We start from the raw sequence: 24,201 nt of genomic DNA, 5'->3' as shown, positions 1-24,201 counted from the left end.
TACTGCCGTATTTGAAACCTATGAATTAAATAAGTTTCCCATTTTATAATTAATATATTGCTTTGATGCTTCTAAAAGAAAATCCATACTCAGGTTTTTAACATTTGTTTGAATTTTATTTATTGCTGTATCATCTTTCAGCATATTATAAAATTCATGTCCATTATCATGAAGTCTCACACTTGCTCCAAGAATTAAGGAACAATCACCATTTAAACCATAAGTAGCAATTTTAGGTTTTTCACCTTTGGTATTTACAATTAAATATTTATCTAGCAATAAATCCCAATGAAATAAAAACTTTTCAATATCTTCACTTATCATTGTTTTAAATCTATCTGTTGTAATAAAGTTAGTATCACTCTCTATGAAAATATGTAAGATTTCTTTTAGATAGTTTGTATCTATTTGCATTTATTCTCCTTTTATACGATATTTCTAGGTAAGATATTTATAGCAATATTAAAATAATTTAAGTTTTTCCATCTATCATAGTCACCTATAATATAAACTTTTTTCTTTGCTCTTGTAAGTGCTACATTTAAAATATTTGCTTTTTGTGAAGCCCATGCTTTTGAACCTTGTGTTCTACCTCCAAGAACAATGAATACAACATCTGCTTCTTTCCCTTGAAAAGTATGTACTGTACCAAATATTTTTTCAGCATTTTTATTACTAATGAACATTCTATTTATTGATTTAAATGGAGAAATAATATAGTAATTATCATTTAGTAAATGCTTATATTTATCTATAAATTGTCCCATTACTGTTATTTCCTTAACTGAACTATTTATATTAAAATCTTGTTCATTTGAAACTACATCTATCCAACAACTATTAGGTAATTGTTGAATAAGTTCATCATTATAACTTGTAGCTGAAACCATTTTTTCATTATATGAAATTTTATTTGCAATTGTAAACATAGGTTCTAAACATCTTCTATGAACTACTAAAGGCATACCAACCCATACTTTTTTATTTTGAACTTCATAATATGAACCAAATTTATTTGCATCATCTGCCAGTTGTTGAGCAGAAGAAGTAGTAGGTGAATATGAATGGTGAATCTTAAATGCATCATTGTATATATTTATTACTATCTCTGGTACTGTAAATACTGGTTCTACTTGTAATGGGTCACCTACAATTAAAGCATTATTGGCTCTATTTAGTGCACCAACTAAAGATTGTGGAGTTGCTTGTCCTGATTCATCACAAATTAAAGTACCATAACTTTTAATGTTTTTTAACATATTGTATGAAGATGCCAAAGTTGTTGATACTACTGGAAAAATAAAAAACAAAGAGGAAAAATCTTTCTGTAATTTTTTTAAGTCTTTATTTAATAAATCATCTTTTCTATACGAATTTAAGTAACTATTTATTGAATTAACAAATTTATTAATATTTAATAGAAATATCACTTCAGAAATTTGAAGAGAAGTTAAAAATAGCAAAGACTTATTCTTTAAGTAAGATTCTTTTCCATAAATTTGTTTATCTTTTTGTATCTCTTCTTCAGAAAAATTAAAATATTCATCGTTTGGTAGGTAATATTTTTTATTTTTAAATATTTCTAATAAGCTGTTATACTCAGCTTTTATAGTATTCTTTTTATTACTAATTTTAAAATAGTTTTGTCTTTCATTAACAAGTTTTCTATTTTTAGATGTTATCAATTCTAGAAGTTTAGATATATTTTCTTCAATGGACGATTTTTCTTCAAGTATTTTACTATAGTCATTATTTAACTGATAAATTTCATCTTTTAAGTCTTTAAAAGCTTTTCTTTTAAAAATAAATTTTGAAAAGAATCCAAAACTATCTAGATTCTCTTTTTTAAGATTTAATCTTTTGTTTAATAAATCTTCTTTATTTTTAATAGTCGAACTTTCATCATTTTTTTCTTTATGTTGTAATTTAATTTTGTCTATTTCTTTTTCAATTGAACTCATATTTTTATGTAAAAGTTCTATTTCTTTATTTAAAGAGTTAATAGTTCTTTGTAATGTAGGTAACTTATCAAAAGATTCAAACTCTTCTTCATCTCTAGCTATATATCTTGAGATAGTATAAAATTGTTTTTTCAATTTGTTTAATCTATCAATTAAAAAAGATTCACTTGTTAATCTATCTACTCTTTTTATTTTTTCAACAATATTTTCAAGGTTTGCTTTGAATTGTTCAACATTATCTTTTTTACCAAGTCTTAATGAAAAAAGATTCCAACTTTTATATCCATAAAATTGCTCTGCTAAATCACTAAGTAATAATGCATCTTTTGTGCATCCTAAATATTCAAAATCAAATTCATCTATTTTAGGAAGATCTACTGTAATATTTTCAACTGCAGCATTGTTGTTTGAAGTAACTATTATTTCAAATTTACTAACTAACTCATCATTTAATTCCTCACCTTTAAATACTTCACAATCTAAATTTAAAATATTCTGAACTCTTTTTATAATTATATTTGCAATTACATCTTTAAGTAAAGTAGTTTTTCCTGTTCCTGGTGGTCCATTAACAGAAAATATATTTCCTTCTTCATTATAATTAGATAAAAATAAATTAACTGCAGCTTGTTGGGCATAATATAGAGGGTATTTTGAAGCCCATTTCCCTGAAGTAGATTTAAAGTATTTTAAGTCATTAATGGTTTTACGATTTGATATAGATTCATTTACATCAATACGATTATTTGTCCCTCTAATATAATCAATTGTTAGTTTTTTGGGCTCTTCTGATAAAGCATCAATATAAAAGCTTATCATTTGATTCTCAACCACATTTTTTAAATTATTAAGGGATAAATTTTCATGTTCCTGTCCTATAAAAATTGTATTATTTTCATAAGAGTCTTTGTGTAATAAGTACTTAGGAATCTCAAATTTTTCTAATATTTTTTCTTGAATTTTATAGAAATTAATTTTATCATTTGTTGTAGTTGTTTTAAAATTGAGATTAAAAATATTTTCTTCTTTTAAAAAATCATATACATACAAATTTATTGGTAATTTTATATTATCTTCTAATTGATGATTTTTGTTTGTTAGATAATAAATTAAATTAGAAGAATTTGATAATGAAAGAGTTATTGTTGACTCTAAGATATATTGCTCAATACTTATATTTTCATATTTAATTGGGGAATTCATAAATATAATATATTCAGAAGTGGTATCTTCATTTTTTATTTTACTTAGATAGTCATAATAAATTGAAGCTTTTTTATAGTATTTAGACGACTCGTTTGAAGCTAATTTTTCAATTTGATTATATAACTCATTATATATTATGATTTTAGAATCTTTACATTCTAAAAATTTAAAAGGGTTATTGTATTTAGGGTTAGGATTCATACTTTTCATTAAATAAGTGAATGAAGGGACAATAACATTTAGACAATTCTTTGTTATTGAATATTCTTTTGAAAACTCATCATTAAATTCTTCTATGAATGAATTATAATTAAAATTGTTTAATTTATTTTGTTCACTGATATTTTTTAAAATATAAAAGATTGGATTAATAGCAATAGATTTGTTTTCTATACTAATTATATTCCCTAAATAATCTAAATAAATATATCCAATGTATGTATATTCTTCAGAATTAATTCTCTCAAGTTCACTTTCATAACTCTTTGCTAATTTAGGTGAAGTTTTTTCATATAAGAATTTAATAAATTCTTCAACTTTTATTAATCCTAAAAACAGTTTGTAAATATTAGTACTCTTATAAAAACTAATAAGTTTCACATCTGGATTATCATTTTTTCTGTAGTATTCAAGATAAGCATCTTTACTGATGATTGAATTTTGTTTATTAAAATTATTGATATTTAACTTTTCAATATAAGAAAACTCTTTAATTTTTTCATTAGGTATTTTGAAAGATTCAAAATCAGAAAGTTCACACAAAGTCCAGTATTTTAAAATATCATTTATAGTCAAAATATTCCTTTAAAATATAAAGAAATAATTATATCCAGTAATGGTTTTTATAATAATAAATTTATATATTTTAAATAAATAATATTTAATATTCAATATTACTTAGTATAAACTATTATTGCTAAAGGGTTAAAATAAGGTTATATAATATTACTAGTTTGATATTTATATTCAATTATTCAATATTACTTAGAAATGTACAAAAGTGTATCTAGTAGCTTTAAAATCATCTTTATAAGTACTTAAAAGTAAGCCTTGTTTTTCAATGGAGTTTAAAATGTTTTTATTTACTTTAGGATATTTTATATTAAGTCCATTTGCTAAAACACATATAGTATTATCAAAGCCTGCTCCTTGGTGAGCTATGGCATCAACTCCCATTGCTCCTCCACTTACAATACAAAATCCTCTTTGAGATAGTTTTGAAGATAGTTCATAACATAACTGTTTTGTATAGTTTATGGGTCTTCTTGTACCAACTATTGAAATACTGGGTTTATTTAATAATTTAACATCTCCTCTAAAAAATATCTCATCTGGATATTTTTTTAAGGAGTCTAGTTTTTTTATATGAAAATCTAAAATTTTAGTCATAAAACCTCGATAATAATAATTTATATTATTATATCAAGGTTTTGGTAAAAATGGAAGTTCACTCAAATAAATTAGCTCTAAATCTTTTAAAAGAGGTTTTGACTCTTTTAATACTTTTAATGTAATACTATAAGGATGTCCAATGGCAATTGAATAACCACTTTTCTTTGAGATTTTAATAGCTTTTTTTAATTGGTTTTGAATGTAATTAAAATCTTTTTTATTATCAATAAATATATTTCTTGCAATATATGGCATATCATATTTTTTTGCATATTTTTTTGCTACTGTTTTAGCTGTTGTTCTACTATCTACAAAAACTAAATTATGTTTTTTTAATGCTTTAAATAAGTAATCCATACTTTTTTCATCTGAAGTAAATTTACTTCCAGTATGATTATTTGTATAAATAGCATCTGGATATGCTTGCTTTAACTCTTTAACTCTTGTTTCAATTTTTTCATATGAGTCACCCACATGTAAGGTGTTTTCTTCTTCGAACTTAAAAGATTGTGCTTGCATAGGAAAATGTATCATATAAAATGGTAATCCTTTTGCAACTTTAGCTGAATATGGATGTTGCTTTGTTGGAGGTAAAAAAGACATTGTAACTTTATATCCAATATCTAAAATTTTATCAACTTGTCTTTGAAGTGTAACATCATCAATTATTATAACTAGTTTAGATTTTTTCTCTTTTTTTGACTCTTTTTTTATTGTTTTTGAAACTTGATTTTTAGTCTCTTTTTTTTCTAAGTGTTTCTCTTTTTTGTGTATATACTCTTTATCAAACTCTTTTGTATACTCTTCATATTTTACATTATTTGATTCATCCATAAAATATTTTTCTATTTTTTTATTTGTATAATTGTTTAAATCTAAATCTTTTTTTATCTCTACTTGCTTTGTGTTCTTAATCTCTTTAGTATCTTTTTTTAATAAAAAAAAGTAGCTTAATACAGTTGTAATTAGTGTAAGTATTAATATTAATAAAATTAGGTTTATTGTTTTTAGTTTATTGTTACTTTTTTGAGTCTTCTTTTTTCTATTTCTTGGTGGAGTGTTTTTTCTTGCGTTATTTTTTCTTGGTTTTCTTTTTGTCATAAATATCAGTCAACATAAAAGTAAGGATAACCTTACTTTTATTAGTTTTTCTCTTGATCTACAATTTTATTTGCTTTAATCCAAGGCATCATATCTCTTAATCTTCTACCAGTTACTTCTAGTGGATGATTAAATAAGTTATTTCTTTCAGCTGTCATTCTAGGATAACCTGATTGTCCTTCTAAAATGAAATCTTTTGCAAATTTACCATTTTGAATTTCAGTTAAAATATCTTTCATTGCTTTTTTAGACTCTTCATTAATAACTCTTGGTCCAGAAACCATATCACCATACTCAGCAGTATTTGAAATAGAGTATCTCATATCATGAACTCCACCCTCAAACATTAAATCAACAATTAATTTTAACTCGTGTAAACACTCAAAATATGCCATCTCAGCAGGATATCCAGCATCTGTTAATGTTTCAAATCCAGCTTGAACTAATGCAGAAACACCACCACAAAGTACAGCTTGCTCACCAAATAAATCAGTTTCAGTTTCATCTTTGAAAGTTGTTTCAATAATACCTGTTCTTCCTCCACCAATTGCACTTGCATAAGATAATGCTATATCTTTAGTGTTTTGTGATGGATCTTGATGAATTGCAATTAAATCTGGAATTCCTCCACCTTTTTGAAATTCAGATCTTACAGTATGTCCTGGTGCTTTTGGAGCAACCATCATTACATTAATATTTTTAGCAGGAGCAATTCTTCCATAATGGATATTAAATCCGTGTCCAAATGCAACAGTTGCACCATCTTTTAAATTTGCTTCAATCTCATTTTTATAAATATCTGCTTGATTTTCATCTGGTAATAAAATCATTACAATATCAGACTCAGCTGTTGCTTCAGCTATAGTTTTTACAGTAAATCCTTTAGCTTCTGCTTTTGCCCAAGATGAACCACCTTTTCTTAATCCAACAATTACTTCAACACCTGAATCTCTTAAGTTTTCAGCGTGTGCATGACCTTGTGAACCAAATCCAATCATTGCTACTTTTTTTGACTTTATTAAATCAATATTACAATCTTTATCATAGTAAACATTTAATGCCATAGTTTTCCCTCTGTATTTTTAGTTTGCGTGCATTATACTCAAAAGAATCTAAAGTTTTGGTAATGAGATAGTAAAACAAGCGCCTTTATAAGTAGTGTTATTACTGTTTATTATCCTATTTTCAACACTTAATAAACCATTCATATGTTTTTGTATAATTTCTTTGCTCATATATAAACCAATTCCCGTACCTTGTGTTTGATGTTTTGTTGTAAAGTAAGGGTCAAATACTTTTTCAATATTTTTTATATCAATTCCACCTGCATTATCTACTATTTCAATGATATTGTATGCACCTTTTTTGAAAATATTTATATTAACTTGAGGATTTTTTATTTTTTTATTTGTAAAAGCATCTTTTGCATTACTTAAAATATTTAAAAAGACTTGTGAAAGTTCATTTGGAAATCCAAAAGTGATATTTATATCTTCTTTGAAGTTTGTTACTACATCTATATTTTTATCTTTATATGATGCAGCTGTTATATTAAGACTATTGTTAAGTATTTTTTGTATATCAAATTTGATTTTTTCTTTATCTTCTTTAAAAAAGTTTCTAAAATCTTCTATTGTTTGTGTTAAAAACTCTACATATGTAATTATAGATTCATATGACTTTTCAATATCTTCTTTTTGATTAATACCAAGTTGCATTTGAAGTTGCATTGATGAAGCTGTTGAAGATATAGCTGATAAGGGTTGTCTCCATTGATGAGCAATATTTCCTATCATTTCTCCAAGGGCTGCAAATCTTGATTGCTGAATCATTTTTTTATCTTTTGCCCTATTTTTTTCTAACTCTTCTTGAACTTTTTTTTCTAAAGTTTCATTTAATTCTTGAAGTTGTTTTGTTTTTGAATCAACAATATTTTCTAAATTATCATTTAGTTTTGCTAATTGCTCTTGCACTTTTATCTCTTTTGAAATCTCATTTAGTGAGATTATGATTATAAAGTTTTTATCATTTAATATTTTCTTTTTTGCAACTATAGAAAAATAGTGTAAGCCACTTAGATTTTTCATAGCTACTTTATGAAGTTTATTTGGATTTTGTAAAATATATTCATACCACATCAATCCATCATAATCAATATCTAATATAAAGTCTTCCTTCTCTACATCTTGAAAAAAATCACAAATGCATGCATGTTCATTTTTAAAGTCATCAAAAGAGTTATAGCCATTGAAAAAATCTACTAAGGCACTATTAGCATCAATCATCTCTTCACCATTGCTTACAACTACTATGTTAGGTTGTCCATCTAATATACCCCTTGTTGCAGCCTCTTGCATTTTTAATTCTTGCATCTTCTTTTCTAATTGTGTATTTAAATCAAAAAGTGTTTTTGCATTTTTATTTATTTGTTTTACTATAAAATAAGTAAGTATTAAGACAATAAGTATAATTGAAGCAATAAGAATTAGTTCTAATTTTTGATATTGGTTTTTTTCGTATTTTATTTGATTTTGTAATTTTTTAAGTGTAATTTCACCCTCATATTGCAATCTTCTTGTATTTTCTGTAATTCTAATAAAAAAAGCAGGTGTTAATTTATAAAATCTTTTAATTTTTTTTGTTAATTTTTCAAACTCTTTATGATTTTTTAAAGATCTGTAAAGTTCTGCTTCATTTAAAAGTAGTTTTAATTGGTTTGTCATATTAATAAGTTGTTCTAATTTTGGTCTTAAATCAATTGATTCTAAAGAAACAATACTTTTATTCTCTTTTATATATTTTATTGTTCTTATTGTATTATTATGCCCTACAATATTAAGTCTAATTACTCTTTTTAATTCTCCTCCATTTTCTAAAACATCAAGGGCAGTTTTTATTGTTTCTACTCTTTGTTTTAATCTAGTAGAGATTAAATCTCTACTTCTTTTATTTGTTGCAGTTGTTGCTATTTCATAAAAATCAGAACGAATTTTATATAAATCATTTACTATATATTCACCAATTTGTATTTTTGCTTCTTGATTTTTTGTTTTATTATCTAAGTTTTCTAGTAGCTTTAAAAAGAAAAGATGAAGCACTATTAAACTTATTATTCCTATTAAAAATATACTAACTAATAAAATTAGTTTTGAAAGGGTATTTTGTTTATTTGCAAGTGATAGTTTTATCAAAATTTATCCTAGTTTAAAATCCATATTCTTTCATTATTTGTTGACCTTGTTTGCTTTTTGCAAACTCCATAAAAGCTTTTGCAATCTCTTTATTTTTTGAAAAACTTAAAAGATTTATTTCAAGTCTTTTTTTAGGAGCATATTTTTCATCAATTTCAATTACATCTATATGTTTTGAGTTTTCATCCCATGTTGCTGTTGCTTTCCAATTAATAGTTACATTTGTTCTTTTTTCAATAAGAGATCTATTTAAGTTTCTTGAATCAGTTCCAATCTCAATTGCATTATCGTAAGCTTCATTAAAAAATTCTTCCCCTTTGTATGCAAGAAATATTTTTTTTGTCATTTTTCCAATGCTACCTGAATTTGGATTACATAAAATAGAAGAGTTCATAGAATTTACAAATGCCTCTAAATCTTTAATTTTTGAAGGATTGTTTTTTTCTACAAAAATAGCTGCTTGGTTATATCCTATAAAAACACTGTCAATTATAAGTGAATCTTTTTTATTTTTGATTCTATATGAATCACTTCCAGGAAGATATAAGTCACCTTTTTTTGAGTATTTTAAAGAATCATACAAGTCTTTTGAACCACCTTGTGAAATTTTGATATTACAATTATATTTTTCTTCAATAATTTTAGCCATTTGTTTAATTGGTTTAACCATTGTTATTCCACAATAAAAAATTAAAGTTGGTTTTTGCTTTGCCATTAGTGTTGAGTTAATTATAAAAGTAGTAAGTATTAAAATAAAAAATTGTTTAAACATTACAATAAGCCTTAAAAAGATTTTAGGTAAGATACTATCATAACATACTTAAGGAAAAAAATTGTATAAACAACTATTTGAAAAGATAATAAATTCTAATAATACTTTTAATAAAGAAGAGCAAAAAGTAGTTGATAAACTATTAAAAGATTCAATTTTAACAAAACAAGAAGATAAATTTGAAATAAATTCAAAATTTAAAATTGCAAAAGTTAAATTTGAAAAAAATTATGCTTTATTAGAAGACATAAGCAATGAACATAAAAATATAAAATTAGAGTTTGATCTTTTAAATGGAGCATACGATGGTGATTTTGTAGTAGCAAAAAGAATTTTTAATCCAAGAAGTAAAATTAAAGCAAAAATAGTACATATTTTCTCATCAAAGGCTAAAGAGCTTTTAGTTTATGTAGAAGATAATAGTTTTTTTACAGTAAAAGAGAGCATTGAATTAGATTTTAAAGTAAATAAAAAATATCAAGATGGGCAAATACTTCTAGTAAATAGTAAAGATTTTGAAACTATAAAAGATATTGGTCATATAGATGATCCTAAAGTTGATGAGTTTATCTCTTTATATTTATATCATGAATTAATAAGATTAGAACCTGAGCTTGAGATTGATGCAAAAATGGATGATACTAATAAAAGAGTTGATTTAACACACTTAAATTTTTGTACAATAGACCCAGCTAGTGCAAAAGATCATGATGATGCAATCTATTATGATGAAAAAAAACAAATAATATATGTAGCAATTGCAGATGTTTCATATTTTGTTAAAGAGAATTCACAACTTGATAAACTAGCATATATGAAATCAAGCTCTATTTATCTTCCCTCAAAAGTTTTACCAATGCTTCCAAGAAAGCTAAGTGAAGATATGTGTTCTTTAAGAGAAAATGAGAAAAGATATGCTTATGTATTTGAAATCCATTTAGATATAAAAAATTTAGAAATAAAAAGTTCAAAACTATATGAAGCAATAATTGAATCAAAAAGAAAGTTCTCATATGGAAGAATTGATAGGGTTTTAGAGGGTAAACTTGATAAATATACAACACTAGAAAAGCAAATATTTGACTCTGTTGTTAAATTATATGATGTGACTAAAGCATATAGAGCAAAAAGGCTAGAAAAAGGTTATGAATTTAGATCAAGTGAATTAAGATTGAAATTAAATCATAATAGTGAACTTGAATCTATTGAAGAAGAAAACTCAACTGCCTCACATCAATTAGTTGAAGAGTGTATGCTTTTTGCAAATATTGAAGCTAGTAAAAAAGTTAATAGTGTAGGTATATATAGAATTCACGAAGAGCCACCTTTTAAAGCTATTACAAAACTTGTTGATGAAGTAAATAGTTTAGGTGTAAATGTAAAGTTACAATCTACAATTCATGAAACAATTAATCATATACAAAATAAAGCAAAGCATACTACTTTATCAAAAGAGATTGATGAGCTTATAATTCATGCTCAAACACAAGCAAAATACTCTTCAAAGAATTTAGGACATTTTGGTTTAGGATTTAGCTCTTATTCTCACTTTACAAGTCCAATTAGAAGATATTCAGATTTAGTTTTACACAGAATGTTAAAAAGTAATCAAACACCTGATAATATTGATGATATATGTGATTATATCTCTATTCAAGAAAGAAAAATTGATCAACTTGTTTGGGATTTTGAAGATAGAAAATATGCAAGATTTGCAAAAAAACACATAAAAGATGAGTTTAGAGTTTATATTACTGATAGTGAAAGAGGTTTAGCAAGAGCTTATGATAAAATGCCAGGAATGAAACTTGTTTTAGATAATTATAAAGGACAAGTAATATACTCAAAGGTAAAAGTTATTATAAAATCTGTAAATATAATTACAAAACAAATTGTAGCTTCTATTAAATACTAAGTTCTGACATTGTAGTAAAAAAAGAAGTAGATTTTTTTATAATATATTGTCCTAGAAGTTTTTTATCTTCATTTATAACTATTGGAGCAGTTAAATTAACAACTGAGTTTGCAACTGGGTTATTTATAACAATAGAGAAATAAAAAGAGATTTTTGTATCTTTATTGATCTGCATTTTTTTTAAGAAACTCTCATCAAACTCAATATCAAAACTTTTTATTGAGTTTGATGAAATCATATGCATATTTGTATTGTCTTTTTCATCAATTTGCAAAATAGAGAAATCTTTGTCTAATCTTTTAATATTCATGTATTTAATTTTATCAAAACCTAAAATGGGAACTTTTACTTCATACAACATTATGCCTTTTTAATTTTAAGCTTAAAGATTTTATTAAAAAATAACTTAATCTTAGATATTATATCTTTATGTATAAAAATGAATTTGATAACTTATTAAAACAAAATAAAAAGTTTGATGCGTATATGTTTTATGGGCAATCTACTTTCTTAATTGATTATTATAGTAATTTAGTTGCAAAAAGTATTGCACATGAAAATGATATTCAAAGGGTATATTTTGATGAGTATGATTTTAAGTTTATAAAAGATCAACTTTTACAATCATCTCTTTTTTCATCTACTAATTTAATAATTATCAAAACAGAAAAAAAGATACAAAAAAAAGAAGTTACAGAATTAATTAATGCTTGTAATATCAATCCTGATTCTACACTTATTTTCTCTTGCCTTGGAGATCTTGATTTTAAAACAATGAGTAGTTCATTTAGTGCAAAAACAAATTCAGTTAGTGTTAGGATGTTTGCACCTTTTATAAATGAAGCTTTAAAACTTTTGGAAAAAGAGGCAAGATTTATAGGTTTAGATTATGAAATATCTGCATTAAATCACTTATATTTTATGCATAGACATGATTTGAGTTTATGTATAAATGATTTGAAAAAATTAGCTATTTTAGATAAAAAGATAAATACAAATCTTATAAACTCCCACTGTTTTGGTATAGGAAATGTATCTTTTGAGGATTTTTTAAATGATTTAATAGTAGGAAATGATATTTCAGAAGAGTTACAACTTTTATTAGAAGAGGGAATGAATGAAATTTATTTATTAAATCAAATTACATCATTTGTTCAGCAATTATTTATGATAAGCGCTTATACAAGAGCATTTGGAGCTCCTAATGCAAAAGAGATTTTAGGCTATATTCCTCCTAAAAATATTTGGGAAAAAAAGAGTAAATTGGCAATTTCAATAAAACCAGAAGTGTTTCAAGAAATGTTTGAATTTCTACTTGATTTAGAGTTAAAACTAAAATCTACAAAAATTAATAAAGAAAATCTATTTTTACAAGCAAGTCTAAGAAAATTTACAGTTATGTTTAGATAAAATCACGAACTTTACAAAAAATCCTTGCTGATATTTATGTAAAGATACCGGCACAAACTATAAGGAGCAATTAAATGTCAAAATTAAAGCATTATGAAACAATGTTTATTATTAAGCCAACTCTTACTGATGAAGAGACTGTGGCAGAAATCGAAAAAGTTAAAGCTAACATCGAGAAAAACGGTGGAGAAATCGTATCTTGTGATGATATGGGTTCTAGACAACTAGCTTATGAAATTGAAAAAAACAAAAGAGGTTATTACTTCGTAATTTACTTTAAATCACCTGCAAGTGCTATTTTGGAGTTAGAAAGAACTTACAGAATCAATGAGCAAATCTTAAGATTTTTATTTATTAAATATGAAAACAAAAAAGAGATTACAGCTTGGACAAAAATGAGTGACGAGGCAGCTAAAAAAGCTAACTAATAACACATAAGGACCTTCAAATGTATAATAAAATAGTAATGGTAGGAAATCTTACAAGAGATATTGAACTTAGATATTTGCCAAGTGGTGCAGCAATAGCAAAATCTGCAATTGCAACTAGTTATAAATACAAAACATCAAGTGGTGAGCAAAAAGATGAAGTTTGCTTTTTAGACTTTAATATCTTTGGAAGATCTGCAGAAGTTGCTAATCAATATTTAAGAAAAGGTTCAAAAGTACTATTAGAGGGAAGACTTGTATTAGAACAATGGACTGCTCAAGATGGAACAAACAGAAGTAAACACTCATTAAGAGTTGATACTATGAAAATGTTAGATTCAAAAAGTGATAGTCAACAACAACAAGGTGGTATGGATAATGGTTATAATAACTATAATGCAAATGCATCAACTCCACAGCCTCAACAAAATCAATACAACCCATCAAGTACTCAAAATGATTATGGACAAAAGAATAATTATGGTGGTATGAACTCGGCACAAAATAGTGCTCCTGAGCATAAAATACCTGAAATCGATATTGATGAAGATGAAATACCTTTTTAAAAAACAAGGATAAAAAATGGCAGAAAAAAGAAAATACGGAAAAAAATATTGTAAATATACTGAAATGAAAATTGATTTCATTGATTATAAAAACACTAACTTATTAAAGTTATCAATGAGTGAAAGAGGTAAAATTATGCCTAGAAGACTTACAGGTAACTCTAAAAATGCTCAAGAAATGGTAGAAAAAGCTATTAAAAGAGCTAGACATATGGCATTAGTTCCATATATTGTTGATACTAAAAAAGTTACTGAACCAGCACACATTAGCTACAAATAAGTAACTTTAAAAGAAAGAAGTAAAACTTCTTTCTTTTTTTATGATTTAAAAACTATACCTTTTCCCAAACAACACCATTTGGTGTATCCATTATTGATATATTAAAGCTACTTAATTCATCTCTAATTTTATCGGCTTGCTCAAAGTTTTTATTTTTTTTAGCTTCTACTCTTTTTAAGATTAATTCTTCAATTTTTTTAATTTCTTCTTTTGAAATACCAAATTGAAAATATTTAAAAGCATCATTTGATGCAACACCTAAAACTTCTTCTATAAATTCAAAGTTTGCAACAAGCTCTTTTTTGAAAGCTTTATTTTTAGGCTCTTTGTCCAGTGTTTCGTTTGCATTTGAAACCATTTCATCAACAATTGAAATAGCTTTTGATGTATTTAAATCATCATTTAAAGCATCTAATAAATTCTCTTTGAATTCTTTATTTACAGAAGATTTTCCAAGTCCATAAACTCTTTTTTTAACTCTATAAAGTTTATCAAGTCTTTTTTTACTTACAATTAAATCTTCTTCATTAAAGTTAAAATCAGCTCTATAATGAGCACTTAAAAGATAATACCTTACTGCTTCACCAAAATATGATTTAAGTATATCTTTTAAGAAAAATGAGTTTCCAAGTGATTTACTCATTTTTTCACCATCAATATTTACAAAGCCATTATGCATCCAATATTTAGCAAGATGTTGATTAGAAGAACATCTAGTTTGTGCAGCTTCATTTTCATGATGAGGAAAAATTAAATCAGCTCCTCCACCATGAATATCTATAGCAAACTCTTTATCTTTATATGCTAGATGCTTATCAATCATTGCTGAACATTCAATATGCCAACCAGGTCTTCCTTTTCCAAAAGGAGCAGGGTATGAAATCTCATTTTCATTTTTTTGAAATTTCCATAGGGCAAAATCTTTAGAGTTTCTTTTTTCGCTATTTGTTTCTACTCTTGCTTGTGAATTTTCATCACTTGCCCTGTGGCTAATATTTCCATAATCATTGTCTTTTGAAGTGTCAAAATAAACACCATCACTAATGATATATGCTATATCTTTTTTTTGTAGGTTTTCTATCATTTCAATCATAATATCAAGGTTTTGTGTGGCTTTTGGTTCTAATGTATTCTCTAAGATATTTAGTTTATTCATATCACTTTTGTATGAATTTATATAATATTGGGTGATTTCTTCAAGGGTTTGCTTTGTTTCATTCATTTTTTTGATGATTTTATCATCAATATCTGTAAAGTTTTTACTCATTGTTACGTTGTAGTTATTTGCTTTTAAGACTCTATGTAATAAATCAAATGCAATAGCACTACGTGCATGACCTAAGTGCGCATCATCATACACAGTAGGTCCACACACATAAACTTTTACATCATTATTTAAAATTGGTTCAAAAAGTACTTTTTCTTTTTTTACAGAGTCAAATAGATGTAATTTTTTCATTATTTAAATAGTGCCTCCAAATCAACAGGTGCAGCTGATTTATTATCGTTTTGCTGGTCATTGGCAAAACCAGAAAGCGCATTTGTAGCTTCAATCTCTTTTAATTCAATATCTGTTTTTGTAAGCATTGAAGCTAATCTAATATTTAGTCCAACTCTACCAATTGCTTTTGATTTTTGATCACTTGGTATTGTTACAACAGCTTTTGAATTTTTTCCTGGAATAGCACTTTTATCAATAACCACACTTGATATAATAGCAGGTGATAAGGCTCTTGATAAAAACATCTCTGGAACAGTAGAGTATTCAACACAATCTATACTTTCTCCATTTAATTCTTGGCTTATTGAAGAGATTCTAACACCTTTTACTCCAACAACTGAACCAATTGGATCTATATTTGGCTCTATTGTAGAAAGTGCAATTTTTGCTCTACTTCCTGGTATTCTAGCACTTGCTTCAATTGTAATTCTATTATCTTTAACTTCTGGAACTTCTAATGCTATTAGTGCTTCTAAAAATTTTGGTGAAGTTCTTGAAATCTCAATAATTAATCCTAAAGATTTATCTATTTTTACAGCTTTTACAACAGCTTTTAAGTGATCTCCCACTTTAAATATTTCACCTTTGATTCTGTTTTTTCTTGGTAAGATTGCTTTTACTTCGCCAATTTCTATAAATGTGTTTTCAGCTCTATCAACTCTTGTTACTGATCCATTTACAATTTTTCCAATTTTATTTTTGAATTTTGTTACAAGATTTTCTTCAATAAATCTTTGTATTTTATATTCAAAATTATTATGAAGAATTGTTGCTGCATTTCTTCCCATATTTTCAAATTCTAAGTCATAATCTACTGAATCACCAACTTCTAAATCTGAATCAATTTTTTTTGCTTCATCAATGCAGATGAAATTTTCAGGGTTAATTAAGTTGTTATATTGATCTAATGAATTACCAAGTAATCTTTCATCATTATTTTCAACAACTTCTAACTTTTGAAAAAGTTCAAGTTTTTTATTAACTCTATCTATTTGTGCATCAAAGTTTAGTGATGGGTCAACCATCTTTTGAGCAGTTTTTATCAGTGCCTCTTTTAATGCCTGCTCTACATCTTCAACTTTTAGACCTTTTTCATAGGCAATTGAGTCCAAAATATCAATAATCTTATCCATTAAAACCCTTTGTTTGTTGACATTGAAATGAATGTTTTGATTTTCAATGTTGTTGTTAGACTCATATTATATCTAAAACTTCTTTTATACAAGTTAAAGCCATTTTAAGCTAAAATATATAGCTAATTTAAAAGATAAAAAAGGTTTAGTTATATGGAATTATTATTTGCAAGAAATGAGTTAAATGAAAAACCAAAAAAAGTGCAATTAGACAAAATTAAAGAAGAGTTACAAAAATCTGGTGAAAAAATATTTTATTTTGATAGAGACAACTCTCATAAAGATATGATGGCTTTGGTTGATGCTTTAGAAGATGAAGGGTTCAATGTATATTTTAGAGAAGTAAAATATGGCTTGGCTGATGATGAGTATATGTATGAGGTACATGCACTTTTAATTAAGTAGGCAAATAAATGAGTAAAGAAGAATCAAAAAAGTTATTTATACAAACATTAGGTTGTCAGATGAATGATACTGACAGCCAACATATAGCTGCAGAATTAAAAAAATATAAAGATTATGATAAAACTGAAAATATAGAAGATGCAGATTTAATTATTATCAATACATGTTCAGTAAGAGAAAAACCAGTACAAAAACTTTTTTCTGAAATTGGACAATTTAATACTAAGAAAAAAGATGGTGCAAAAATTGGAGTATGCGGGTGTACTGCAAGCCATTTAGGAAAAGATATTATTAAAAGAGCTCCTTATGTGGACTTTGTTGTTGGAGCTAGAAATATCTCAAAAATTAAAGATGTTGTTGATGTAAAAGGTGCAATTGAAATCTCAATTGATAATGATGAATCAACATATGAATTTGCTCCTGCAAAAACAAATAAATATAGAGCAAGTGTAAATATTTCTATTGGATGTGATAAAAAATGTACTTACTGTATTGTTCCTAATACAAGAGGTGAAGAGATATCTATTCCTCCTGAAATGATTGTTGATCAAATAAAAAAAGCAGTTGATGATGGTGCTATTGAAGTTATGCTTTTAGGACAAAATGTAAACTCTTATGGAAGAAGATTTTCAGATAAAAGAGAAAAGTATAGTTTCACAAAACTTCTACAAGATGTTTCAAAAGTTGATGGATTAGAAAGAATTAGATTTACTTCTCCTCATCCCTTGCATATGGATGATGAGTTTATTGAAGAGTTTGCAAAAAATCCAAAAATTTCAAAATGTATTCATATGCCATTACAAAGTGGTTCAACTGCTATTTTAAAAGCTATGAAAAGAGGTTATACGAAAGAGTGGTTTTTAAATAGAGCTAAGAAACTAAGAGATTTAGTTCCAAACTTAAGAATTACAACTGATATTATTGTAGCATTTCCTGGTGAAACACAAGAGGATTTTGAAGATACTTTAGATGTTGTAAATCAAGTTAAATTTGATCAGATATTTAACTTTAAGTACTCTCCAAGACCAGAAACAGAAGCTTTAAAATTAGAGCATTTAGAAATAGATGATAAAATAGGTAGTCAAAGACTAACAACTTTAATTGAGCTTCATAAAAGATATTTAGAAGAACAAATGCCAAAATTAATTGGAAGTACAGTAACTGTATTAGTTGAAGCATTAAAACCAAATGGAGAAATTTCTGGATATACAGATAACTATTTGCAAGTGTTTGCAAAGGGAAGTGATGAGTATTTAGGGAAGTTTGTTAAAGTAAAAGTAGTTAATGCTACAAGAACAGCATTAAAAGGTGAGATAATAAAATAAATATGAAAAAAAGAATTAAAACTTTTATTTCAATAAAAATTATACCTTTTATTATGCAATTGCTTGTAAGATTTATTTATCTTACAAACAAAAAGGTTTTTCACCATGCTAATATCAAAGCAGATGAACCAATAATTGTCGCTTTTTGGCATGGTGAGCTATTAATGCAACCATTTAATTATCAAAAGTTAAGACCCTCATCACTTGTTAAAGCAATGATTAGTCAGCACAAAGATGGTGAGGCAATAACTAGAACTGTACAATATTTAGGTATTGGTTCAATTAGGGGTTCTTCTTCAAAAGGTGGAGCTAAAGCATTAATTAGTACAATAAAAGAGTTAAAAGCTAAAAATGATATTGCTATCACTCCTGATGGACCAAGAGGACCAAGATTTAGTGTTGCAGATGGAATAGTTGCAATTGCAAAAAAAAGCGGTTGTAAAATAGTTATTTTTAATTGTAAACCAAGTAAATATTGGCAAATGAAATCATGGGATAAATTTGTAGTTCCAAAACCTTTTGGAACTATTGAATTTTTTATTCAAGAGCCTTTAGATGTGACAAATTTAGATAATGAACAAGCAAAAGCATTAATAAAAGAAAAAATGCTTATTAATGCAGTAGTGTAGGAATAGTAATGTTTAATAAACACTCTTTATATATAAATGCTATTAAAAATAATAACTCTTTAAAACTTAACTTTAAAAAGTTAGAAAAAGCAGAAATAATAGACTCAAGTCAATCAGTATTTTTATCTAAAGATGAAATTTTGCCAAGGGATGCTGTACATAAAATAAATGCATTACAAAATGAAATAGATAAAACTTATATTTCAGCACTTTTGCTTAGTGATGATACAAAATTAGTTAAAAGAAATGTCTCTAAAAGATTAAAAGAGTATGCAACTACAAATTTAAATAATGAGTATGATGTTGCTGTTTTGAAAAATAAGCTTTTTGAAACAAGACACTATTTTGAATCTACTGGCATTGATTATATTTATTCAATTTTTCATGTATTAAATCTTTTTATTGAAAAAAATCCTTATACAAACTCTTTAATATCACTATTTTTTAATAATAAAGCATATATTGTAATACTAAATTCAAAAGGTGAAATTGTTTTCGCAAAAGTTGTTGAATTTACATCATTTGAAGATGTAAAAAATAGCAAGTTTTATGAAAGCGATGTAATTGGTCAAAAACTATTTGATGAGATTCATTTTTTTGAAGTTTTAGATAATATACATAGCATAATCAATGAGTTTTATTCTAATACAAATGATATTTTTATAGAAGAAATTAGATTATTATACACTGTAAAACAGTTTGATGATGAGCAAATAAAACAGATAAAAGATCAATTAATGCTTGATGTGTTTTATCATCCAATTTCAATAAATGAAGAGTTATTTGAACTTGTAAAAGATAAACATCAGCATAAAAGTTTTATCGTACCACGAAAAAAACCTAGTAAAAATAGTTCAAAAATCTGGCTTACAATTTTATCAATAATAGCTATAGGTTTAATTGCTTATTTAACTATTCCTATAAATGACTTATTAAATGAAAATAGAAAAAAAATCCAAGAACAAACTGTTGAAGTAAAAAAGAAGTTTAAGCTACCAAATCATATTGAAAAAAACTTAATAGCAAAAAAAAGAGTTCAAGATATATTTGATATTATACCTTTTGATGTAGTTTTAAAAGATTTAGAAATAAGAAAAGATGGTTCTTCATTTCATGCAAACTTTTTAAGTGATGATACATACATAAAAACTATGCAACCACAACTTTTAAAACTTTATAACAAATCCTCTGTTGAGTTTGTTGAAAATAAAAATATAATATATGAGGGAATTGTAGAAAATATTGGGGCTAAACCAATATCTAGTTCTATGAAGATATATAAAGAAACATATATTATAGATGAGTTTATACCTATTATTAGAGTAACAGAACAATTAAAAACACTATTTCCCAAAAATGCTAAAATTAATTTTAAATCAAGTTTTAAATCTGATGTTGTTACTTTTAATTATTTAATAAATATGACAGTTACTAGCCCAATGGCATTTTATGATATTGTTGATATGTTAAATAATGAGTTATACTCTATTCACATTTCATATCCAATTAATTTTGTAAAAACAGAAGCTGGAATAGAGATGGATTTTATTTTACAATTTCATCAACCAAAATAAATTTAAATTAATTTGCTAGAATTATTTTATTCTAGCAAATCATTTACCAAACTTTTAGTTCATTATAAATTGAGTCTCTTTCAACTGGAGTAAATCCAGAGTTTTTAATCAAATCAACAAACTGTTGAACTTGTACTCCATGAGCACTTTGAGCACCTGCAGCGCTTTGTATTGACTCTTTTTCTATTGTTCCATCTAAATCATTTGCACCAAACTCTTGAGCTATTAAAGCAAGCTTTACTGTTGAAGTTGCCCAATAAGCTTTGATATTTGGAATATTATCAAGCAAAATTCTAGCAATAGCATATGTTTTTAATATCTCTTGTCCTGTAATTGGCTCTTTAACTTTTAAATAGTTATTCTTAGTTTGAAAAACAAGAGGAATAAAAGCATTAAACCCACCTGTTTCATCTTGTAATTCTCTTAATCTTAATATATGATCTACTCTATGTTCTCTTGATTCAATATGTCCAAATAACATAGTTGCATTACTTTTCTTTCCACTTTTATGCCAAAGTTTATGAATTTCAAGCCATTGTTGTGAAGTAACTTTTCCACCACAAATTCTTTTTCTTATCTTTTCATCAAATATTTCAGCTCCACCACCTGGCATTGAATCAACACCATGTTCAAGCATTTTATTTATAATATCTTCATAGCTTAGGTTATATTCTGTTGCTAAAAAGTGAATTTCAGCTGCTGTTAACGCTTTTATATGAATATTTGGGAAATTATCTTTTATCTTTTTAAATACATCTAAATACCATTGTAAACCTGTATTTGGATTATGAGCTGATACTATATGAACTTCTTTAATTCCATTTTTTGATGAATTATCAACTACATTTAAAATTTCTTCATGACTCATAGTATATGGACTAGGATTTTTCCTACTTGCACTATATGCACAGAATTGACAAACATCTTTACAGATATTTGTTGGATTTATATGTCTATTTATATTAAAATATGTTTTTTTACCATGCTTTTCTTCTCTTCTTTTATTTGCATAAAAAGCAAGATCAAAAAAATCTAAATCGTAAAGTTTTAATGCATCTTCGTAATCTAATCTTTCATTATTTTCTAATTTTTCTAATATTTTCATTTATACCTACTATTTACAATCAAAGTCTTCGTAATATTGATTTGAACTATCTTTATGTAAAAAACCAATACACTCTTGATTTGTTTTATCATTATAAAAAAGGATTTTATAAACTGAACCCTTTCTTCTTGTCTCTTTGTTCTCAACACTTAATTTATTTATTACAGTTACATTACTAATTTGTTTATAGCCAAGAGAGTTTAAAATCCCTGTTACTTTTAACTCTTTTAAGTAAGTTAACAATAAAAAGCATATAATAGCAATTAGAGCTAAAATTAAGATTATGATTTTACTTTTTTTTGGTATTTTTCTGACTTCATTTTCCATTTATACACTCTTCTAAATTCTTAAATTTTTGAGTTTCTTGATCATAACAATCAATTGAACCATCTTCTAATTTATAATACCATCCATGTATTTGTAAACTTCCATTATCAACCCTTCTTTTTACATCAGGATATGTTAATAAATTCTTTAATTGATAAGTTACAGATATTTTTTCAGTTAGTCTGTAAAGTTTTTCTTTATCATTTGGGTCTTTAATTAAGCTTAATGTTCTCTCTTTTGCTTTTGAACCTAGCTCTAACCACTTTTTAACATGAACAACTTTCTCTTTTTCTAAAGGAATTTCAGTGTATAAACTTTGACACGCACCACAATGAGAATGACCACAAACTATTATGTGTTTAACTTCTAAAACTGAAACAGCATATTCAATAGCAGCAGCACTACCATGATAATCTTCATCACACTTAAAAGGAGGTACAAAATTACCAACATTCCTTAAAATAAACATATCCCCTGGATTAACATCAAGCATTATATCAGGAGTAACTCTACTATCTGAACATCCAATAAATAAAACTTCAGGTTTTTGACCATCTTTTACTAATTTTTCAACATTCTCTTTTAATTCTGGGAATTTTTTCTCTCTAAATCTTTTATTCCCTTTTATTAACTCTTGCATTTTAGTCTCTTTTTTTTATTATAATTTTGCTGTCTTGTTTTGTTAAAACAGTTATTTGTTCTATATTATCTTCATCATCTCTTCTTGCTTGTTTAGTTTGAACTATATAATCAAGTTTATGACAAGAAACTAAAGTTGTAAAATTTGAAAGCTTTACAATCTCACATTTTTTAGGTTGTATTATATTGTCTTTAGCATAAGTGAAAAGTGTGATAAAACAAAGTAAAACTATTTTTTTCATCTATTCTCCTTTAAAAAGTTACATACAAACTTTAAATTTTTCTCATTAATATCAATTTTTGCAATAAGTCTAATAATTGCACTTTTTACTGTAGGTTGACGTATCGCACCAACTAAGAAACCATGTTTTTTAAGTTCTTCTTGAATTTCTAAAACTTTTTTATTATCACCTATGTCAATTGGAATAATTAAACTATTTGCGTTTATATTTAATACATCTTTTACAATACTAAGTCTTGTTTTTATAGAAGAGTTTAAATTTACTTTATTATTTAAAATATATTTTAAAGATTGTAAAGCTAAGCTAATATCAAATAGTGAGGGAGCTGTTGTGTAAATAATTGCTTTTGCTCTATTTTGTAAATACTCAATTATATGAAAACTTCCTAAAATATAAGCACCATAACTTCCATAAGCTTTTCCAAGAGTTCCCATTTTTATATGATTTTCTTTTGGCTGAATTTTATAGTAATCAAAAATACCTAATAAATTTTCTCCTATTACTCCACTTGAATGAGCCTCATCTACAATAAGTAAAGCTTTTTCTTCATCAGCAAAATCAAAAATCTCTTTTGGTGCTAAATCTCCTTGCATAGAGTAAACACCTTCAATTGCTATAATATTTCTGGAGTTTGAAAACTCTTTGAATTTTTGTTTTAAGTCATCAATATCATTGTGTTTGAAAGTTATTACTTGATTTTTATTTAAAAGTTTAGTTGCAAGTATTCCACTTGCGTGATATTGTTCATCTATAAAAAGTCTATCTTTTTTTCTAACTAGTGCTTCAATAAGTGAAATATTAGCTAAAAAACCAGAACCAACTGTAATTGCACTTTCAAATTTATTTGCTTTGCAAAGTAGGGTTTCAAACTCTTTATGAATTTTATTATAGCCATTTACTAATTGAGAAGCTTTTGGTGCTGTGTAGTTTTCTTCCAAAACTCTTTCATAAGCTTTTTGAAAAAGTAGTTTATTTGCAGTAAGCCCTAAATAGTCATTTGAAGCCAAATCAATTAGACTTTCATCAAAAATCTCTCTTGTTCTAAAACGATTAGATTTTTTAATAGATTTAAGTTCTTTAGAATACAAGGCATCTCCTA

24 protein-coding genes are annotated in these 24,201 nt (G+C 25.9%); 9 read left to right on the top strand and 15 right to left on the bottom strand.

The annotated features are described in order from the left end of the window. Positions 1-18 precede the first annotated feature (18 nt). The 7 genes from ACAN_RS12385 to ACAN_RS12355 all read right to left on the bottom strand — a co-directional run bounded on the left by ACAN_RS12385 (position 19) and on the right by ACAN_RS12355 (position 9,623). Entirely contained in the window at positions 19-414 is a 396-nt protein-coding gene (locus ACAN_RS12385) for a hypothetical protein (protein ID WP_099333678.1), read from the bottom strand. Between the two features lie 11 nt (positions 415-425). After that, a complete protein-coding gene (locus tag ACAN_RS12380) occupies positions 426-3,962 on the bottom strand; it encodes an AAA domain-containing protein (protein WP_099333677.1) in 3,537 nt (1,178 codons plus the stop codon). Between the two features lie 189 nt (positions 3,963-4,151). Beyond that, positions 4,152-4,556, bottom strand: coding sequence for a DNA-processing protein DprA (locus tag ACAN_RS12375; protein ID WP_099333676.1), 405 nt, complete (start codon positions 4,554-4,556; stop codon positions 4,152-4,154). 33 nt (positions 4,557-4,589) lie between these two features. Beyond that, positions 4,590-5,660 (bottom strand): divergent polysaccharide deacetylase family protein, encoded by a 1,071-nt coding sequence (locus tag ACAN_RS12370; RefSeq protein ID WP_170233035.1) that lies wholly within the window; start codon positions 5,658-5,660, stop codon positions 4,590-4,592. Positions 5,661-5,701: 41 nt separating this feature from the next. After that, positions 5,702-6,724 carry a ketol-acid reductoisomerase gene (ilvC, locus tag ACAN_RS12365; RefSeq protein ID WP_099333675.1) on the bottom strand — a complete coding sequence of 341 codons (1,023 nt, stop codon included), beginning with the start codon at positions 6,722-6,724 and terminating at the stop codon, positions 5,702-5,704. A 48-nt stretch (positions 6,725-6,772) separates the two neighbouring features. Continuing rightward, a complete protein-coding gene (locus ACAN_RS12360; RefSeq protein WP_099333674.1) occupies positions 6,773-8,851 on the bottom strand; it encodes a sensor histidine kinase in 2,079 nt (692 codons plus the stop codon). Positions 8,852-8,864: 13 nt separating this feature from the next. After that, positions 8,865-9,623, bottom strand: coding sequence for a substrate-binding domain-containing protein (locus ACAN_RS12355; protein ID WP_099333673.1), 759 nt, complete (start codon positions 9,621-9,623; stop codon positions 8,865-8,867). A 61-nt stretch (positions 9,624-9,684) separates the two neighbouring features. Between ACAN_RS12355 and ACAN_RS12350 the strand changes: the two genes are divergently transcribed. Next, entirely contained in the window at positions 9,685-11,538 is a 1,854-nt protein-coding gene (locus tag ACAN_RS12350; RefSeq protein WP_099333672.1) for an RNB domain-containing ribonuclease, read from the top strand. Here the strand turns inward: ACAN_RS12350 and fliW are convergent. Next, the gene (gene fliW / locus ACAN_RS12345; protein ID WP_165773042.1) at positions 11,528-11,896 is read right to left on the bottom strand and encodes a flagellar assembly protein FliW; all 369 of its coding nucleotides are present in this window, start codon (positions 11,894-11,896) and stop codon (positions 11,528-11,530) included. The two genes, ACAN_RS12350 and fliW, sit on opposite strands and share 11 nt — an antisense overlap. Before the next feature lie 71 nt (positions 11,897-11,967). On the opposite strand from fliW, the gene holA reads away from it, so the two are divergent. The 4 genes from holA (at position 11,968) to rpsR (ending at position 14,222) form a co-directional block, all read left to right on the top strand. Then, positions 11,968-12,948 carry a DNA polymerase III subunit delta gene (holA, locus tag ACAN_RS12340; protein WP_099333670.1) on the top strand — a complete coding sequence of 327 codons (981 nt, stop codon included), beginning with the start codon at positions 11,968-11,970 and terminating at the stop codon, positions 12,946-12,948. Between the two features lie 74 nt (positions 12,949-13,022). After that, a complete protein-coding gene (rpsF, locus tag ACAN_RS12335) occupies positions 13,023-13,376 on the top strand; it encodes a 30S ribosomal protein S6 (protein WP_099333669.1) in 354 nt (117 codons plus the stop codon). 20 nt (positions 13,377-13,396) lie between these two features. Beyond that, positions 13,397-13,942 (top strand): single-stranded DNA-binding protein, encoded by a 546-nt coding sequence (locus ACAN_RS12330; protein ID WP_099333668.1) that lies wholly within the window; start codon positions 13,397-13,399, stop codon positions 13,940-13,942. A 16-nt stretch (positions 13,943-13,958) separates the two neighbouring features. Then, positions 13,959-14,222, top strand: coding sequence for a 30S ribosomal protein S18 (gene rpsR / locus ACAN_RS12325; RefSeq protein ID WP_079577653.1), 264 nt, complete (start codon positions 13,959-13,961; stop codon positions 14,220-14,222). Positions 14,223-14,274: 52 nt separating this feature from the next. On the opposite strand, the gene cysS is transcribed toward rpsR, so the two are convergent. Together cysS and nusA are read right to left on the bottom strand one after the other, a co-directional pair. Beyond that, positions 14,275-15,681, bottom strand: coding sequence for a cysteine--tRNA ligase (gene cysS / locus ACAN_RS12320; protein ID WP_099333667.1), 1,407 nt, complete (start codon positions 15,679-15,681; stop codon positions 14,275-14,277). Then, complete coding sequence (gene nusA, locus ACAN_RS12315) at positions 15,681-16,856, bottom strand: transcription termination factor NusA (RefSeq protein ID WP_079577651.1); 1,176 nt, start codon at positions 16,854-16,856, stop codon at positions 15,681-15,683. The genes cysS and nusA overlap by 1 nt, the downstream gene beginning before the upstream one ends. 153 nt (positions 16,857-17,009) lie before the next feature. Here nusA and ACAN_RS12310 point away from each other — a divergent pair, with 153 nt between their 5' ends. The 4 genes from ACAN_RS12310 to ACAN_RS12295 are packed head-to-tail and all read left to right on the top strand — an operon-like array spanning position 17,010 to position 20,789. Then, a complete protein-coding gene (locus ACAN_RS12310) occupies positions 17,010-17,261 on the top strand; it encodes an HP0268 family nuclease (RefSeq protein WP_079577649.1) in 252 nt (83 codons plus the stop codon). 8 nt (positions 17,262-17,269) lie between these two features. Further along, complete coding sequence (gene miaB / locus ACAN_RS12305) at positions 17,270-18,586, top strand: tRNA (N6-isopentenyl adenosine(37)-C2)-methylthiotransferase MiaB (RefSeq protein ID WP_099333666.1); 1,317 nt, start codon at positions 17,270-17,272, stop codon at positions 18,584-18,586. Between the two features lie 2 nt (positions 18,587-18,588). Then, positions 18,589-19,215, top strand: a complete 627-nt coding sequence (locus tag ACAN_RS12300) for a lysophospholipid acyltransferase family protein (RefSeq protein ID WP_099333665.1) — start codon at positions 18,589-18,591, stop codon at positions 19,213-19,215. A gap of 8 nt (positions 19,216-19,223) precedes the next feature. After that, on the top strand, positions 19,224-20,789 hold the full coding sequence (locus tag ACAN_RS12295) for a hypothetical protein (RefSeq protein ID WP_099333664.1): 1,566 nt from the start codon (positions 19,224-19,226) through the stop codon (positions 20,787-20,789). 43 nt (positions 20,790-20,832) lie between these two features. Here ACAN_RS12295 and mqnE read toward each other — a convergent pair whose 3' ends face one another. The 5 genes from mqnE to ACAN_RS12270 are packed head-to-tail and all read right to left on the bottom strand — an operon-like array spanning position 20,833 to position 24,190. Further along, a complete protein-coding gene (mqnE, locus tag ACAN_RS12290; RefSeq protein ID WP_099333663.1) occupies positions 20,833-21,894 on the bottom strand; it encodes an aminofutalosine synthase MqnE in 1,062 nt (353 codons plus the stop codon). A gap of 9 nt (positions 21,895-21,903) precedes the next feature. Then, complete coding sequence (locus ACAN_RS12285; protein WP_079577644.1) at positions 21,904-22,221, bottom strand: hypothetical protein; 318 nt, start codon at positions 22,219-22,221, stop codon at positions 21,904-21,906. After that, entirely contained in the window at positions 22,211-22,861 is a 651-nt protein-coding gene (locus ACAN_RS12280; RefSeq protein ID WP_079577643.1) for a carbonic anhydrase, read from the bottom strand. Before ACAN_RS12280 ends, ACAN_RS12285 begins: the two co-directional genes overlap by 11 nt. Before the next feature lies 1 nt (position 22,862). Then, positions 22,863-23,102: a hypothetical protein gene (locus ACAN_RS12275; protein WP_099333662.1), complete on the bottom strand. Its 240-nt coding sequence runs from the start codon at positions 23,100-23,102 to the stop codon at positions 22,863-22,865. Continuing rightward, positions 23,099-24,190: an aminotransferase class I/II-fold pyridoxal phosphate-dependent enzyme gene (locus tag ACAN_RS12270; protein ID WP_099333661.1), complete on the bottom strand. Its 1,092-nt coding sequence runs from the start codon at positions 24,188-24,190 to the stop codon at positions 23,099-23,101. Before ACAN_RS12270 ends, ACAN_RS12275 begins: the two co-directional genes overlap by 4 nt. Between the last annotated feature and the right edge of the window lie 11 nt (positions 24,191-24,201).

Source organism: Malaciobacter canalis, assembly GCF_008000835.1.
GTDB classification, from domain to species: Bacteria; Campylobacterota; Campylobacteria; order Campylobacterales; family Arcobacteraceae; genus Malaciobacter; species Malaciobacter canalis.
Note: the sequence above shows the minus strand (reverse complement) of the source record. Positions and strands in the feature narration are given on the sequence as shown.

What these genes read in the sequence shown, in the direction of transcription:
- ACAN_RS12385 (WP_099333678.1), bottom strand. Translation starts at nt 414, where the DNA reads ATGCAAATAGATACAAACTATCTAAAAGAAATCTTACATATTTTCATA.
- ACAN_RS12375 (WP_099333676.1), bottom strand. Translation starts at nt 4,556, where the DNA reads ATGACTAAAATTTTAGATTTTCATATAAAAAAACTAGACTCCTTAAAA.
- ACAN_RS12370 (WP_170233035.1), bottom strand. Translation starts at nt 5,660, where the DNA reads ATGACAAAAAGAAAACCAAGAAAAAATAACGCAAGAAAAAACACTCCA.
- ilvC (WP_099333675.1), bottom strand. Translation starts at nt 6,724, where the DNA reads ATGGCATTAAATGTTTACTATGATAAAGATTGTAATATTGATTTAATA.
- ACAN_RS12355 (WP_099333673.1), bottom strand. Translation starts at nt 9,623, where the DNA reads ATGTTTAAACAATTTTTTATTTTAATACTTACTACTTTTATAATTAAC.
- holA (WP_099333670.1), top strand. Translation starts at nt 11,968, where the DNA reads ATGTATAAAAATGAATTTGATAACTTATTAAAACAAAATAAAAAGTTT.
- rpsF (WP_099333669.1), top strand. Translation starts at nt 13,023, where the DNA reads ATGTCAAAATTAAAGCATTATGAAACAATGTTTATTATTAAGCCAACT.
- ACAN_RS12330 (WP_099333668.1), top strand. Translation starts at nt 13,397, where the DNA reads ATGTATAATAAAATAGTAATGGTAGGAAATCTTACAAGAGATATTGAA.
- rpsR (WP_079577653.1), top strand. Translation starts at nt 13,959, where the DNA reads ATGGCAGAAAAAAGAAAATACGGAAAAAAATATTGTAAATATACTGAA.
- cysS (WP_099333667.1), bottom strand. Translation starts at nt 15,681, where the DNA reads ATGAAAAAATTACATCTATTTGACTCTGTAAAAAAAGAAAAAGTACTT.
- nusA (WP_079577651.1), bottom strand. Translation starts at nt 16,856, where the DNA reads ATGGATAAGATTATTGATATTTTGGACTCAATTGCCTATGAAAAAGGT.
- ACAN_RS12310 (WP_079577649.1), top strand. Translation starts at nt 17,010, where the DNA reads ATGGAATTATTATTTGCAAGAAATGAGTTAAATGAAAAACCAAAAAAA.
- miaB (WP_099333666.1), top strand. Translation starts at nt 17,270, where the DNA reads ATGAGTAAAGAAGAATCAAAAAAGTTATTTATACAAACATTAGGTTGT.
- ACAN_RS12300 (WP_099333665.1), top strand. Translation starts at nt 18,589, where the DNA reads ATGAAAAAAAGAATTAAAACTTTTATTTCAATAAAAATTATACCTTTT.
- ACAN_RS12295 (WP_099333664.1), top strand. Translation starts at nt 19,224, where the DNA reads ATGTTTAATAAACACTCTTTATATATAAATGCTATTAAAAATAATAAC.
- mqnE (WP_099333663.1), bottom strand. Translation starts at nt 21,894, where the DNA reads ATGAAAATATTAGAAAAATTAGAAAATAATGAAAGATTAGATTACGAA.
- ACAN_RS12285 (WP_079577644.1), bottom strand. Translation starts at nt 22,221, where the DNA reads ATGGAAAATGAAGTCAGAAAAATACCAAAAAAAAGTAAAATCATAATC.
- ACAN_RS12280 (WP_079577643.1), bottom strand. Translation starts at nt 22,861, where the DNA reads ATGCAAGAGTTAATAAAAGGGAATAAAAGATTTAGAGAGAAAAAATTC.
- ACAN_RS12275 (WP_099333662.1), bottom strand. Translation starts at nt 23,102, where the DNA reads ATGAAAAAAATAGTTTTACTTTGTTTTATCACACTTTTCACTTATGCT.